This is a genomic window from Brevibacillus panacihumi W25 (assembly GCF_000503775.1).
Lineage (GTDB): Bacteria > Bacillota > Bacilli > Brevibacillales > Brevibacillaceae > Brevibacillus > Brevibacillus panacihumi_A.
Map to the genome: position 1 here is coordinate 1,127,948 of NZ_KI629782.1, position 14,772 is coordinate 1,142,719.

Consider the following 14,772-nt stretch of genomic DNA (forward strand, 5'->3'; position numbering starts at 1 on the left):
TTACCGATTCCCCCAAGGGCCTTTACTCATAAGAAGCATTATAACACACCCCATTCCCCTGCTACAAAAGGGTATGAGGGTACCCTGCACAACAAATACTAACCCGGAAACCACCATTACAAGAGAGGGGTCCGACTGCACATGAATATCGCCTCCCTGAATTTGCGTCAAGCGATCATGTATAAAATGCAAGGTTCAGACGCAAATGCCGTAGAAGAAACCATTAGTGATGCAATCTCCAGCGGCCAGGAAAAAACGTTGCCTGGCCTGGGTGTCCTGTTTGAAGTGCTCTGGCAAAACAGCAATGAAAATGCTCGACAAGGAATGGTCCAAACCATCGCGGAACACATGCCCGCTCAGACATCCAAACCGATGTGACGCAAAAAGGGAAGGTGCAGTTTACCTTCCCTTTCCTTCATTATTATTGCTGCATCTCCATCCCGAGCCTTCGCAGCTTGATCGTATATTCCACGCGTATCGGAAAGTCCTTGAAAGCCTTATTCCAATCGTGATGGCTCCAGTAATCACGAAAATGGTAAGAGCGCAGATGCAAGCCCAGCTTGAGAATATCACTGTTGTGCTTTTTCAGCTTCGTAACCATATGCTTTGCCCGTTTCTCCAATTCCTGCTTCAGCTCCTTTTGCATCACCCTAATAAATTCCTCCGGCGAAGCAAAGCGCATGTGACCGGGCACGTATTCCATGATGTCCCCTTGTACTTCACAGGCAAACACGGCTTCCAACCCGCCTCCTTTGGATATATTCGGACGAATGGTCAGGTTCGTATCCACAAATCGCGGACGTAAGGTGACATAAGCATCTTCTTCACCCGCCAGAGGCATAATCACATCGCCCCCCCTCTTCTGATCCCTAAGCTGCAAGAGCGACCAGGTCTCAATCGGTGTGAGTGAGCCTACCATCTTATGATCGTGGAAAATAGCGGTCCCGATCCATTTCACTTCTCGTTTCGTCGCTTCTACATAGTTGAGAAAAGGCTGCATCGACTTATTCGAGGTTTCGTTGAGATAATCTCCCAGCGTTTTGTCGGGGATGGTCCCCATCTTCCTTCCATTTTCCACCAAATCCATGATGAAAACGACTGGAATCTGCGCCAGTTCCGGCTTGATCTCCAAAAGCGATGACGCCTTCCCCCTTACGATAATGGGCCAGAGCAAGCGCCGAATCAGTGCTTCACGGCGAAAACCGTCCAGAATATCTGCAATGCCTTCTCGTGCTATCTCTTCACTGATCGCAACTACGCGCGTATGTCCCAAAAACAAACGCTGGTTCAAACGGAGCTGGAGATTATTGGTCGCATCCGTTATCGTGCGTCCAGTCACACTCATGACCTTGACGGCATTCGAATTCCCGCCGCCTCCCTGACCGCTGCTTCCCGCGATCTTGATCGGAATCGGGATCTGCACGGTCACCCGGTATCGTTCTTCATCTTCTCCGCCCGCATCAATAGCGATCGCCAGAACCGAGGCTCTCTCCTCCAACTCTCTTCGGTCCCAGCACCCAGCCAGAAAGGAAAGGCACAGGAGAAGCAGGCAAAGATAACTCCAGCGTCTATCCATCCGCCTTCCGCTCCTTTGGCACCCTTGCCTTGCCCCGCAGAAACAGGACAATCCAGTACATGGTGGGCACTCCGAGATTCAAGACTAGGTTGCCAATCCCGAGATACGAACTGATCTGAAATATTTCCACGATGTTTTGCGGGAGCAAAGCGATGAAAAACAGGGGAATAAACAAGAATGCCGAGGCGATCCTCTGAAAAAGGATCCCTTTGTTAAAGCATTGACGCAAACCGTATATGACGGCGTAATAAGCATTGGCAACAGTCGTAAAGACGGCTGCAACCCAGACTGCCAGAAAGGCCGATTCCAGCCTTTCCAGGATTAGTCCTGGCACCTGCGTGGTTTTGACCAATTCGAGCGTCGGCCAGGTCAAGCGTTGCAACTCTTCATACCCAAACACGGTAATCCCCGCCACGACAATCAAGGTGTAGACCACCATCGTTATCAGGATTCCCACAATGCCCGCTTTTTCTTTTCCCGCTTTATGCTGAGAAAACGCGTAGTAGATCAGCATGATTTCAAAGCCGGAAAAAGAATAGACGGCTTCGTAGGCCCCTTCGAAGATTGATTTTCCGGATACCCGAATCAGCGGGAAGATATAGCTCCAATCTGCTTTCTGGAAGGAGGCTATGGCGATAAACAGCACCGGAAAGATAATGAGTGGAAAAAGGATCTCATTGACGCGGGCCACTACGTCCACCTCATGTAAAGACAAGAAAAAAGCGAGCAAAAACATCGTCATCATGATGACTTCGAGCGGTGTATTCAGCAGGACAGAGGTGACCACCACTTCGCCAAAGATACGGGAAACCATCCCAGTCGCCACGTAGATAAAGGACAAGTATATAAAAATCCAGGGAAGGCTGAGAAGTTTCCCCAGCTTTGGCGATTCCTTCGAAGCCCAAACCAACGGACTGTATTCAACAAAGGTCATTCCAGGAAAACGGCGGCTTAATTTCGCGATCATCCAGATGGAGTAATAAGCGCCCAGTGATCCAACTATCGGAGCCATCCACCCCGCCTCCAATAAATGGGAGGTTGCAGTCCTGGGGAGGGTTAGTACCCCTACCCCGATCAACGTGCTGGTGATCAGGCATGTCTGCTGCCAGGTGGTGAAACCGTACCGCTGGCTGCCGCTATCCTGTCTCTTCACGACTGATCATCCTCCCTCATGCGTATTCTGTCATGCACCCGAAACATGGATGGACGTAACTTCATGAGATGATGCGGCAACCGCAGGAATAAATCACGCATCCCCATCATATTGACCGGACTGATCGGAGAAAGGTACGGAACACCAAAGGACTTGATCGAGGACAGATGGATGAGCATGACGATGATAAACAGCATAATCCCGTACAGTCCGAACAACCCAGCCATGAACATGACAGGAAAGCGCAGCATGCGGATCGCGATGGCTGCACTGTAGCTGGGAGAAGCAAATGAGCCAATCGTCGTCACCGCAACAATGATGACCATGACCGGACTGACCAATCCAGCCGAAACAGCAGCCTCTCCGACAACCAAAGCGCCTACAATGCCGATGGTCGGTCCGATCGGTCCCGGCAAGCGGACACTGGCTTCCCGTAATATCTCGATCGCAATCTCCATAAACATCGCTTCAACCAAGGAAGGAAATGGAACTGTGGAACGTCCAGCAGCCATCGCAATAACCAGGCGTGATGGAATCATCTCTGGATGGAAGGAGCTGAAAGCAATGTACAGCGATGGCAGCAGCAAGGCGATCAAAATGCTGATGACCCGAATGAAGCGAATCAGGGAGGCAATGTAAAAACGCTCGTAATAATCCTCCGGGCTTTGATAAAACTGGGATAAAACAGCGGGTGCAATCAGCACGAAGGGAGTCCCATCGACGAGGATGGCCACTTTTCCCTCCAGTAAATTGGCAACGATTTTGTCAGGCCTCTCCGTATTCTGTATTTGCGGAAAAGGCGAGTACCGATGATCCTGAATCATCTGTTCGATATAGCCGGTTTCCAATATACCATCCAGATTCAGATCTTCGATTCTCCTGATGATTTCCTCTACGATCGGAGGATGGGCAACCCCATCGATATGCATCACAAAAACATCCGTCTGCGTGCGCTGGCCGACGATCAAGTGCTTGACACGCAGATTCGGGTCTTTCAAACGAAAGCGGATTAACGCCGCATTGACGCTAAGCGTCTCGGTAAATCCGTCTCGCGGTCCCCGCACCACCGACTCTGTCTGCGGTTCCATCACGCTTCTGCGATCCCAGCCCCTGGAATTGATCAGATAGACTTCTGAGCTTCCATCTATGAACAAAACCGAATTACCCGACAAGATATTGCGAACGATCTGACGCAATTGATTTGTTGTTTCCAATTCATTGGTAGCTGGCGCGAGATAAGTGACGTTCTCTGTCGTCAATGAGCGAATGACAAAATCACTGATGACATTTCTGTCAACCATCCCATCCAGAAAAATGACAGCAGCCTCTTTACCAGTTGAGATCTGGAATCTGCGCACCACGAGATCATCGCTTTTTCCAAACTGCTGTTCGATCAATACTATATTATCCTCCAGTAAAGAGGTCACGGGACTGTCTTTGACGCTATCCATACTTTTATTGGCATGCTGCTCAAGCTTCTGATTGCGAAGTCTATCCTTCCGTTTGTTCCAGGCATTCCAGAATTGGCTCAAACAACCTCCTCCTCTCACGTCCACGAAAGTCGATTGAGTTGTAGGTTAGTTTACCCGGTGATGGTAAAGTTATCCGATCTTATTCTTTGAAAGGGCCTAAAAATGTAAAAAGAGCACAAGTAGAAACCTCTACCTGTGCCCTATCCTTCTATCCAGAGATAGAAGAGTAACAAGATTTGGATGAGTGTAAAAAGCGGAACCAAAAGAACAAAGCGAAGATGTTTGGTCTTGTGGCGATGAATAAGCATCCCCAGAAGTGCGCCTGCCCCTCCCCCGAGCGCAGCAGCGAGCAAGAGGCTCGCCTCCGGGATGCGAAAGCGATGCTGGATCGCCTGCTGCTTGTCCCATGCCATCAGCAACCAAGCGTACAGGTTGACAAGAGCGAGCCCAGCAACAGGCACCCATATGGGAAGTACCGGGAGAAAGCCTGCCGCCATCAAAAGCAGTGCCGCTCCCAGCGTAAGATTGCGATTTCTGCGATGACGCCGCCATTGTGCCTGAATCATATCATCCCTTACTCTCCTTTGGCTTGGGAGGTACGGGTGCGCAGCTTGCGTACCAGCAGATAGACTCCCGCAATGACGACAAGGATAAGCAGGGTGTACGCCCCATAAGAACGAATCATGCCGATGATGGTCTCGACATTTCGTCCAAAGATGTATCCGATCAGATAAAAAGCAAAGGTCCAGACCAATCCGATCGGATAGGAAAGAAGCGCATAGCGGCGATATGACATTCCGCCCATCGCGACCAAATATGGAACCAGGTGGCGTACGACAGGGAACAGATAGCTGATGCACAACGCGGTCGTTCCATGTTTTTCCAGCATCGCCGTCGCCTGTTCTACCTTATGCTTCATTTTCTCTTTTTTAGACAGCCAGCCCAGTATGGGTTTCCCAAAATATTTTCCCAGCAAAAACCCGATCGTCAATCCAGATGCCACTCCCAGATAGGCTGTCAAAAAGGAGTAGATGGGGTCCAGGATCCCAATAGAAACCAAAAATCCTCCCGTCGCTACTACCAGCTCATCCGGAATAGGCAATCCTACGATTCCGAGCCACAGCAGAAAAAAAATGGCCAAATAACCGTATTGTTCTATGATCGACATCAGAAGGTTAACTTCCATCCGGCAAAATCCCCTATCTTCGCCGCTAGTCTGCATTCATCCGTAAGAGAGCGAGCGGCTTGTATGCAACCTGATTCTCATGAAGCGTGATGATCGTAAGGCCCAGGTCCCCTTAGTGTGCCACGCTCAAGTCCTGTTCTACCACGACAAACGCATTCCCCTGCTCATCTTTGTACGGATAATACATGACGAGGATGTAGGAACCCTCGATGCGTTCTCCCGTATTGATCCACGTCTCAATATCAAAGGATACCTTGGCGCTCAGGGTATGTTTGAAGTAATCCTTTTGAGATGCAGCGTGTTCGGCAAAGTCAGGGCGCAAGCGGCCGACCTGTTGCTGGACAAGTGTATGCGTATGCTGCATCTCTTGTTTTTCCAGTACATCCTCCCACCAGAGTTTGCGTGGACGATGTTTTTGATTGCGCAGATAGTCGAATTTCATCAAGCTGAGGATGTGTTCAAGATCCTGCACACCGCTGAATTCCAGAAAGCTGAGCAAGCGGGTAAACAAATCCTCCAACTGATGCCCGATTCGACTCCACCCCTGGTTCTCCCAGTAGTCACCAAAGGACTGAAAGAAGTCAAAAGGCGTCTCGAACACATGGGACAACAGCCATTCCAAGGTGTAGTCCATGCGGTGATCGTTCCAGTATTTCTCCAGAACGTCCTCCACGCGTTTGATTTTTTGCATATCCGCAAAGGAAAGTACATTGTTACCAAGGATTTCATAAGGAGCCTCGTCCATGTAGACATAGCCGTGATCGGCAGCCCGAGCGCGCACGCCTGTCCCGCGCAGCATTTTCAAAAATCCTAGCTGCAGCTCCTCTGGCCGCAGAGCAAACACGTCGTTGAACGTCTTGCGGAAGGAGTGGTAATCCTCCTCCGGCAAGCCGGCGATCAAATCCAGATGCTGATCAATTTTTTTCGATTCCTTGATTTGCGTCACTGTGCGCGAGAGTCTGTCAAAGCGTTGAATCCGTTGCACGAGACGATTGGTTTCATCATTGGTCGACTGGACCCCGATCTCGAAGCGAAAAATTCCCGGAGGCGCGTTCTCGGTCAAGAAATCAAGGACGTCTGCCCGCAAAATATCGGCGGTAATTTCGAATTGGAACACGGTCCCGTTATGGTTGTCGATCAAAAACTGAAAGATTTCCAGCGCATATTTTTTATTGATATTAAACGTCCTGTCGACAAATTTAATCGTCTTTACGCCGTGGTTGATCAAACGCAGCAGGTCTGCCTTTACACGCTCCAGACTGAAGTAGCGCACTCCGTCTTCAATAGAGGACAAGCAGTATTGGCACTTGAATGGGCAGCCTCGCGAAGCCTCGAAGTAGACGACGCGGTTGTTCAGCTCATCCAGATCATCCTCGTACGGCGACGGAATCGAGTCGAGATCCTCGATCTGGGCGCGCGGCATGGAAAAGCGAACGATCCCTTCCTCGTCGCGGTAGGCAATGCCGTTCACGTCTCGAAGTGCAGGGGGCTGTCCTGTCTCCCGCGCTTTCTGATAGACTTGCAGCAGCTCCAGAATCGTCTGCTCCCCTTCTCCGATCACGATCACATCGATTTCGGGATGCTTTTTCATCCAGTGATCCGCATCATAGGTGACCTCTGGCCCTCCCAGAATAATCGGCAAGTCAGGACGCACCTTTTTCAGATTGCGAACGACATCCAGCGTCTCGCGAATGTTCCAGATATAACAGGAAAAGGCGACGACATCCGGCTCACGCTTGTACAAATCCGCGACGAGATTCATCGTTACATCATTAATCGTATATTCAACCAGCTCGATCTGTGGAAAAGACGGCCTGGCATAGCTTCGCAAATAGCGTAAGGCAAGTGATGAATGGATAAATTTTGCGTTTAATGTTGAAAGTACAATTTTCATTTTTGGGCTACTCTCCTTGCACATTTCGGCAATCATCTCGCTTTTTTCCTTGCTGTTGGGGCATTGCCGATCAAATCCCTGTCGTAACAGTACCACATACAAGGTCAAGGGAGCAATTCTGACCTACCGATTCAGTTCGCGAACGACATGCCCCAATTCCGGCACGATCAGCTTTGTCATTGCCAGACGAACCGCGCCTGTAGAGCCCGGTGTCGAGAAAATCATTTTGCCTTGGCGTGTACCGGCTACAGCGCGGCTCAGCATTGCGGCTGATCCGATGTCTTCTGTGTAGCTCAGCATCCGAAACAACTCGCCAAATCCTGGCACTTCCTTTTCCAAGAGTCCGGATACCGCTTCGAAAGTGTTGTCACGAGGAGAGATTCCGGTTCCGCCATTTAACAGAATCACCTGCACCTGCGGGTCCTGTATCCCCGTCTCAATGGCGGCAATTACTTCAGACGGCTCGTCCTTGACGATCTGATAGCGGATGCGCCGATGTCCGGCCTCTTCCAGAAGCTCCGTCATCAGCCTCCCGCTTTTGTCCGTCTCTTCTGTCCGCGTATCGGAAACCGTGACTACCATGCACCCTACCTGTTTTGGCGCCTGTGCCTTGTGCTCTTGTGTGCTCATATCCTCATCTCCTCGACCCACGACTTTTCTTGCATCATGATACCATGTTCAGGGAGCGAATGCCTCCTGCGCTGTCCGCACGGGAAGATTTTCACCTTCTCCCCTATCCCTTCCCGCAGGCTTTCCGCTATAATGCTGATGATGACTGCTATTTTTCGACATGAATGGAGGCGAGCCCAGATGGCCAACCGCCCTTTTTTCTCGTTTCATTTCCATAAACAATCCCATACGCCTATATACGTACAACTCGCCGAACAGTTACAAACGGCTATTTTGCGTGGCGCTTTTCTCGTAGACGGACAACAACTGATTTCACTGCGCGAGATGAAAACCGCCAGCGGCTGCTCCCTGGAGACGGTCAAGAAGGCTTATGACTATTTGGCGGCAGAAGGCTGGCTGGAAGCTGTCCACGGAAAAGGCTACTATTTGACCGTCCATGCGAAGGAAGCCCGAATGGAGAACCGCCTTCCGCTAACGGATATTCCCATCGCTTCCTTTTCCGATTCCTCTCCACGTCCCGGCGAAGAGCTTGTCAAACGCTTGCGCAGCGCTTTTTATGAGAGCCTGACTGTTCTCGATGAGCCTTCTGCACAGAAAAAAATCCGCCGTGCGAAGGCGGACAGAGTGTTTGCCAACCATCTGACACGACGCGGGCTGCCTCATGCTCCCGAGAGAGTCATGCTGTTCAATCGCAGCACCAGCGGATTTGCGTTCCTCGCCCAGAGAGTGATGACGCCGCGCGATGTCGTGTACGTGGAAGAGTACTCCTATCCTGTTTTTCTGCGTCTGCTCAGTCAATGCGGGATCACAGTACGGCCGATCCGCATGGACGAGGAAGGGATCTCCATCGAGGCGCTGGAGGAGGAACAGAAGCATTATCCCGCCAACTGGATTCTCGCCAACCCGCATTATCATTTTCCGACGGGGATCAGCTACTCCCGAAAGCGCAAGGAAGAGTTGCTAGAATGGGCGTCCCGCCACAATGTGAGGTTGGTTGAAAATGACCACTACGGCGATCTGTGGTTCCAGCATCCCAGCCTGACCCTCTACCAAATGGCGCAGCAAGAGCAGATGTCCGTGCAGGTTTATTATTTGCATTCGCTCTCCAAAACGCTGGCGCGCGATCTGCAGCTGGGCGTCTTGATGCTTCCAGCCGATCTGGATACGGAGGAGCTGGAGCGCAATCGGCAACTCGTCGCCATGACTGGTGCCGAGCCATCTCTGCTGGTCGTCGATGCGGCAGTTCGGCTTTTGGATGACACCTGGTTCGGAGATGTGTATCTGGCTGACAGACGGGCTTTATTCCAGTCCCGTTTTCAATTTGTTTGGAAAGAAAAACACAACGCCTTGCCTGCACATGCTCGCATGTACCCTATTATCGGCGGTCTCAATACCTGGATCGAATGGGGAGAACCCACTGCCCATGCGACGGCACTGGAAAACAGAGTCATCTCCTACCTGCGTGAAGATGGCCTGGAATTGACACCAGGGCAAGCATTCCGCGTACCTGACGAGCATGCCGACACAGAGCGCCGGCCTGCTGTGCGTTTTCCGCTGGCACCGATGGACGAGCGCGAGTTGAAGCATTGGCTGTATCGGCTGGGAGCAGCCCTGATCCGCTAAGTCGGTTGTTCCTCCTTATAGATACGAAATAACTGGATGTACAACACGACACTGATCAAGGCAAATGCCAGAATGATGCTGAATATCCCCATAGGCGTCACCCAATTGGACAGGAAAACGGTTATGGGCGCCAAAAATTTCCCGATGGTGCCTTGCAGGCTGTCGGCACCCATGTACTGTCCCCTCGCATGCTCCGGGGCATAGCGGCTGATGAAGCTCTGTGTCACCGGAGAGCGAACCATCTCGCCAAACGTGAAGATGATGGTGACGAAAAACAGGAACCAAAAATTCGTGTTCAGTCCCAAGGCAAATGTGCCTACTCCTGACAGCAATGATGACAAAATGAACACATCACGCTCTTTCCAATTGTGGAACCATTTCGTCACCGGAAGGATAAATAGAACGAATAAAAGCCCGTTAAATCCAAGGAGCCACCCGTATATCTCCGTACTTGTCAGCATCAGGGAATGACCATTCCAGGTGAACAATGCTTGGGCAGGAACTTCATTGATCACATATACGGGAAAGTAGAGATCCAATTGCATAATCGGTACCAGGGCAAAGATGCCTGCCAAGGTATAGATGAGAAACACTTTGTCGCGAAAAATAATGCCGTATCCCTTCCATTGCTCCTTGAAAACATGGGTGATCGAGCTGGAACCTTCCTTGTTTTTCTCCGAATGCGGCAAGGTTTCATGAACGATGAAATAGATCGCGATCAAATACAGCAGCGTGACCAATGCGCACGTCCACAACAGCTCTTGCCTGTAATGGAAAAAGAAAATGGCGCCAAGAGCGGGACCAAGCACAGCACCAATATTATTGGCGGTCATAAAAGTCGCGAAAATCTCCCGGCGTTTCTCTGGAGGAACCAGATCAGCGACCATAGCGGAGCTCGCAGGCCGATAGATGGCTCCTCCCACCCCAATGCCGATAAACGCGAGGTAATCGATCCAATGGGATGGCGAGATTGCAAACAAGACAAACATCCCCATTTGCAGACCTGCACCCATCAGCATCACAGGGCGCCTTCCCATTCGATCCGTCAATGCTCCACCGAACAGACTCCCAATCAGGCTGAAGACCGGCGGTATCGTCATCAGAATGCCTGCGATGTGATTGCCCAATGCCGCACCAAAATACACCGTAATGAACGGAAAGTACATCCAAAACAGCATATTGAACAGTGCTTCTCCGAATAAACGGACTTTCAGGTTGTTATTCCATAAGCGAATTTGCATCTATGCCCCCCCATATTGTGAAGTTTCCCGGCCAGGTAAAAAAACTATAGAGCAAATTTCTTACAAAATATAGACTTTTTCTTTTGTCTGAATTAAACTAATAGTATAGATGTTAAGGATACTAACTCCTAATTTGATTGTACGAGAAAACGAACATACGTTCTGGATTTAGAATCACTAAGACGCTCCCATTGGAAGCGTCTTTTTTGATGCTATGAAGATTGTTCCTCCCTGTGATGCCCTCAAAAATGCATGTGGACAACCTACAGTTGGCTCAGGAAAAAGGAGAAAAGAGCGAAGGCATTTGGGATCTTGACCAAGCTGGAACGGAAAAGGCGGAACACGCTTTTAGCGGCCAACTTTGAATGACTTCTTCGAAGTCAGCTGCTTTTGGCCGCGGTTCCGCCTTTGGAGTGGAGGCGGACAGGATGACCCCCAGCAAAGATCCCAACCCGCCTAAGCGTTTTCTCCTTTTTCGTATTATGAGGTCAGCCAGAAAAAACTGGCTGGCCATTTTTCATGGAAATGGCTTTACTCTATTGGTAGCCGGGTAGAACGATCCCCTTTTTGGGAAAAACCCGTGGAGGAAACTGTTCACCCCCTACTTGTACAACTATGTTTGGGCTGGTTGGGACAAGATCCCGTATCACATGCGAAGCTATGGCATACAAGTGCTAAAGGGGCTGCCGGTAAAAGAAGTGAGGGGAAGGAAGAACGTGAATCCAGTTGTAGGAATCGATGTGGCAAAAGGAGAAAGCCAAGCACAGATCTTTCTGGATCGGAACAAATTATACGGAAAAGGATTTCGTTTTTCGCATACCATAACAGATTTGGAATGGCTTCATGGAAGGCTAAAGGAAGTAGAAAAGGACAGCGGTTGTCGTCCAGCAATTATTCTTGAGGCTACAGGTCACTACCACCTTCCCATTGTAGAGTGGGCAGAGGAGAAAAATTATGACCTGTATATCCTTAATCCCTTATTAGCCCAGCGGGCTAAGAAAACGCACCTAAGAAAAGTGAAGACCGATAAATTGGACGCGGTTCATTTAGGAGAACTTTATTACAAAGAGGAGTTTGAACCGTACCAAAAGCAGGAAACGCACTGGCTTCATTTACGTCATCTCACGAGACAACATGAGGCAATGACGGATATGTATGTTCAGACAAAATTGCAATTTCGGGCTGTCCTAGACCAGGTCTTTCCCACGTATGAAGGTGTGTTTGGGGATTTGTATTCAACGGTATCATTGGGAGTGTTGGAAATGTATTCAACACCAGGGGCGGTAAAAACGGCAGGAGTGGACAAGCTAGCGGAGTGTATGAACACAAAGCTTGTTCGTGGACGGTCACCGAAGTGGGCAAAGGAAAAGGCAATAGATATGATGGCAGCGGCAGAAAAAAGCCCCTTTCAAGAAGGGGTCCATGAGAGTTATGTGCTTAGTTTACGTATGTTCATCACGTTGCTACTTCAATACCAGGAGCATCTATCCAAGCTTGAAAAACAAATAGATGCCCTGGCTGAAGAAAAAAAAGAATATGATCTACTCCGTTCGATTCCCGGCGTGGGAAACAAGATTGCTGCCACAATCCTGGCCGAAATTGGGGAAATCGAACGGTTTGACCACGCAAAGAAATTGGTCGCATTCGCTGGGGTTGACCCAAGTGTCACATCCTCCGGAAAGTTCACAGCAAGCACAAACCGAATTACCAAACGGGGTTCCAAACGCTTGCGAAGAGCGCTGTACCAAGCTGTACAATGCGGAGTAAGAAGACGAAAGGGGTGTCTCTTACAAAGCTCAGTAAATCAGCGATTACGTGAGTATTATGACGTGAAAAAGGGGGAAGGAAAGCCCCACAAACAGGTTGTGATTGCTTGTGTGAATAAGCTAATCCGCTGGATATACTGCATTTTAACGAGAAGCGAACCTTATAAGGCTGACTTTCAGTCAGCGTAATGGAATGAATTTCCATAACCTCTCCCTTTAGAGAGGTTATTTTGCATGCTTTTCAACAATATAGCACAACTTCAAAGAAAATAATAAGGATACTCTTGACAAAATATTAGCTGGTTTCCTCCCCGCCGCTAGAGCATGAAGACAACAAAAACCCTGCCAGTTCATCCCTCAAAAGAGACTTGGCAGGGCTATGCTTAATTCAAGATTTGGCTCAGCTCATCACGAACCAGCTGCCCCATCTCTACAGTACCGATGGCTTTGCTGCGATCCGAAGCAATATCGCCTGTGCGATGTCCTGCTTCCAATACATTTCCGACCGCTTTTTCCACAGCGTCAGCCGCTTTATCCATCCCCAGGGACAGACGCAGCATCATCGCGACGGAGAGGATTGTTGCCAATGGATTGGCGATGCCTTTTCCGGCGATATCAGGAGCGGAGCCATGCACCGGCTCATACAGGCCGAAGCTTCCGGCAGCCAGGCTTGCCGAGGACAGCATGCCGATCGAACCCGTCAACATCGCCGCCTGATCGCTCAGGATATCCCCGAACATGTTCTCGGTTACGATGACGTCGAACTGCTTCGGATCACGCACGAGCTGCATCGCGCAAGAGTCAACCAACTGATGGCTCAGCTCCACATCCGGGTAGTCGGCACCCACGCGCTCTGCTACCTTGCGCCAGAGGCGGGAGCTTTCCAGGACGTTTGCCTTGTCTACAGACACCACGCGCTTTTGACGCTTGCGTGCAACATCGAAGGCGACACGAATGATTCGCTCGATTTCTGCTTCATGATAAATGCATTGGTCTTCTGCTACTTCGCCATTGGGGCCGTCGTAGCGTTTTNCCCCGCCGCTAGAGCATGAAGACAACAAAAACCCTGCCAGTTCATCCCTCAAAAGAGACTTGGCAGGGCTATGCTTAATTCAAGATTTGGCTCAGCTCATCACGAACCAGCTGCCCCATCTCTACAGTACCGATGGCTTTGCTGCGATCCGAAGCAATATCGCCTGTGCGATGTCCTGCTTCCAATACATTTCCGACCGCTTTTTCCACAGCGTCAGCCGCTTTATCCATCCCCAGGGACAGACGCAGCATCATCGCGACGGAGAGGATTGTTGCCAATGGATTGGCGATGCCTTTTCCGGCGATATCAGGAGCGGAGCCATGCACCGGCTCATACAGGCCGAAGCTTCCGGCAGCCAGGCTTGCCGAGGACAGCATGCCGATCGAACCCGTCAACATCGCCGCCTGATCGCTCAGGATATCCCCGAACATGTTCTCGGTTACGATGACGTCGAACTGCTTCGGATCACGCACGAGCTGCATCGCGCAAGAGTCAACCAACTGATGGCTCAGCTCCACATCCGGGTAGTCGGCACCCACGCGCTCTGCTACCTTGCGCCAGAGGCGGGAGCTTTCCAGGACGTTTGCCTTGTCTACAGACACCACGCGCTTTTGACGCTTGCGTGCAACATCGAAGGCGACACGAATGATTCGCTCGATTTCTGCTTCATGATAAATGCATTGGTCTTCTGCTACTTCGCCATTGGGGCCGTCGTAGCGTTTTTTCTCTCCGAAGTAAATCCCGCCAGTCAACTCACGGACGACGATCAGGTCGACTCCGGATACCACTTCCGGCTTGAGAGAGGAAGCATCCACTAGGGAGTTGATCATCGTGGCAGGTCGAAGGTTGGCAAAAAGCCCCAATCCTTTGCGAATTCCCAACAGTCCCGTTTCCGGACGAAGATGTCCAGGGTTTTGATCCCACTTTGGTCCTCCAACTGCTCCAAGCAACACAGCATCTGCTTCCTTGGCCAGCTTCAAGGTTTCCTCTGGCAGCGGAGTGCCATCTGTATCGATGGCAATACCGCCGATTCGGCCTTCTTCACATGTAAACGTGACGCCTTCCCGCTCTCCTACAAGGGTGAGGACCTTAACGGCTTCTTGCATAATCTCCGGCCCGATCCCGTCCCCAGGCAGAACAGCGATACGATAGTTTTTCTTCATCTTTATCCCGCTTTTCTTCTGTAGTGGTTTTTGCA

Annotated in this window: 13 protein-coding genes; 3 read left to right on the forward strand and 10 right to left on the reverse strand. The window is 50.4% G+C overall.

Translation table 11 applies throughout. The annotated features are described in order from the left end of the window. Nucleotides 1-141: 141 nt before the first annotated feature. Nucleotides 142-378 carry a small acid-soluble spore protein SspI gene (gene sspI / locus T458_RS34795; protein ID WP_023555644.1) on the forward strand — a complete coding sequence of 79 codons (237 nt, stop codon included), beginning with the start codon at nucleotides 142-144 and terminating at the stop codon, nucleotides 376-378. Nucleotides 379-421: 43 nt separating this feature from the next. Here the strand turns inward: sspI and T458_RS34800 are convergent, their stop codons facing one another. The 7 genes from T458_RS34800 to T458_RS34830 form a co-directional block, all read right to left on the reverse strand. Beyond that, on the reverse strand, nucleotides 422-1,576 hold the full coding sequence (locus T458_RS34800; RefSeq protein WP_023555645.1) for a Ger(x)C family spore germination protein: 1,155 nt from the start codon (nucleotides 1,574-1,576) through the stop codon (nucleotides 422-424). Continuing rightward, nucleotides 1,569-2,729 (reverse strand): GerAB/ArcD/ProY family transporter, encoded by a 1,161-nt coding sequence (locus tag T458_RS34805; RefSeq protein ID WP_023555646.1) that lies wholly within the window; start codon nucleotides 2,727-2,729, stop codon nucleotides 1,569-1,571. Before T458_RS34805 ends, T458_RS34800 begins: the two co-directional genes overlap by 8 nt. Then, a complete protein-coding gene (locus T458_RS34810; RefSeq protein WP_023555647.1) occupies nucleotides 2,726-4,261 on the reverse strand; it encodes a spore germination protein in 1,536 nt (511 codons plus the stop codon). Before T458_RS34810 ends, T458_RS34805 begins: the two co-directional genes overlap by 4 nt. 140 nt (nucleotides 4,262-4,401) lie before the next feature. Further along, nucleotides 4,402-4,767 carry a DUF1294 domain-containing protein gene (locus T458_RS34815; protein ID WP_023555648.1) on the reverse strand — a complete coding sequence of 122 codons (366 nt, stop codon included), beginning with the start codon at nucleotides 4,765-4,767 and terminating at the stop codon, nucleotides 4,402-4,404. A gap of 8 nt (nucleotides 4,768-4,775) precedes the next feature. Further along, nucleotides 4,776-5,387, reverse strand: a complete 612-nt coding sequence (locus T458_RS34820) for a DedA family protein (RefSeq protein WP_023555649.1) — start codon at nucleotides 5,385-5,387, stop codon at nucleotides 4,776-4,778. Nucleotides 5,388-5,499: 112 nt separating this feature from the next. Then, entirely contained in the window at nucleotides 5,500-7,281 is a 1,782-nt protein-coding gene (locus T458_RS34825; RefSeq protein WP_023555650.1) for a B12-binding domain-containing radical SAM protein, read from the reverse strand. A 123-nt stretch (nucleotides 7,282-7,404) separates the two neighbouring features. Continuing rightward, the gene (locus T458_RS34830; RefSeq protein WP_023555651.1) at nucleotides 7,405-7,911 is read right to left on the reverse strand and encodes a MogA/MoaB family molybdenum cofactor biosynthesis protein; all 507 of its coding nucleotides are present in this window, start codon (nucleotides 7,909-7,911) and stop codon (nucleotides 7,405-7,407) included. Nucleotides 7,912-8,091: 180 nt separating this feature from the next. Here T458_RS34830 and T458_RS34835 point away from each other — a divergent pair, with 180 nt between their 5' ends. Continuing rightward, entirely contained in the window at nucleotides 8,092-9,534 is a 1,443-nt protein-coding gene (locus T458_RS34835) for an aminotransferase-like domain-containing protein (RefSeq protein ID WP_023555652.1), read from the forward strand. On the opposite strand, the gene T458_RS34840 is transcribed toward T458_RS34835, so the two are convergent. After that, a complete protein-coding gene (locus tag T458_RS34840; protein ID WP_023555653.1) occupies nucleotides 9,531-10,775 on the reverse strand; it encodes an MDR family MFS transporter in 1,245 nt (414 codons plus the stop codon). The two genes, T458_RS34835 and T458_RS34840, sit on opposite strands and share 4 nt — an antisense overlap. Before the next feature lie 716 nt (nucleotides 10,776-11,491). On the opposite strand from T458_RS34840, the gene T458_RS34845 reads away from it, so the two are divergent. Then, nucleotides 11,492-12,730 (forward strand): IS110 family RNA-guided transposase, encoded by a 1,239-nt coding sequence (locus T458_RS34845; protein WP_031305278.1) that lies wholly within the window; start codon nucleotides 11,492-11,494, stop codon nucleotides 12,728-12,730. A gap of 194 nt (nucleotides 12,731-12,924) precedes the next feature. Here T458_RS34845 and T458_RS34850 read toward each other — a convergent pair. Next, a partial coding sequence (locus T458_RS34850; RefSeq protein ID WP_023555656.1) for an isocitrate/isopropylmalate family dehydrogenase occupies nucleotides 12,925-13,573 on the reverse strand: 649 nt, incomplete at its 5' end. A 75-nt stretch (nucleotides 13,574-13,648) separates the two neighbouring features. Then, nucleotides 13,649-14,737, reverse strand: a complete 1,089-nt coding sequence (gene leuB, locus T458_RS34855) for a 3-isopropylmalate dehydrogenase (protein WP_023555657.1) — start codon at nucleotides 14,735-14,737, stop codon at nucleotides 13,649-13,651. Between the last annotated feature and the right edge of the window lie 35 nt (nucleotides 14,738-14,772).

Coding starts and splice junctions, on each gene's coding strand:
- sspI (WP_023555644.1), top strand. CDS start 142: ATGAATATCGCCTCCCTGAATTTGCGTCAAGCGATCATGTATAAAATG.
- T458_RS34800 (WP_023555645.1), bottom strand. CDS start 1,576: ATGGATAGACGCTGGAGTTATCTTTGCCTGCTTCTCCTGTGCCTTTCC.
- T458_RS34815 (WP_023555648.1), bottom strand. CDS start 4,767: ATGATTCAGGCACAATGGCGGCGTCATCGCAGAAATCGCAATCTTACG.
- T458_RS34820 (WP_023555649.1), bottom strand. CDS start 5,387: ATGGAAGTTAACCTTCTGATGTCGATCATAGAACAATACGGTTATTTG.
- T458_RS34825 (WP_023555650.1), bottom strand. CDS start 7,281: ATGAAAATTGTACTTTCAACATTAAACGCAAAATTTATCCATTCATCA.
- T458_RS34830 (WP_023555651.1), bottom strand. CDS start 7,911: ATGAGCACACAAGAGCACAAGGCACAGGCGCCAAAACAGGTAGGGTGC.
- T458_RS34835 (WP_023555652.1), top strand. CDS start 8,092: ATGGCCAACCGCCCTTTTTTCTCGTTTCATTTCCATAAACAATCCCAT.
- T458_RS34840 (WP_023555653.1), bottom strand. CDS start 10,775: ATGCAAATTCGCTTATGGAATAACAACCTGAAAGTCCGTTTATTCGGA.
- leuB (WP_023555657.1), bottom strand. CDS start 14,737: ATGAAGAAAAACTATCGTATCGCTGTTCTGCCTGGGGACGGGATCGGG.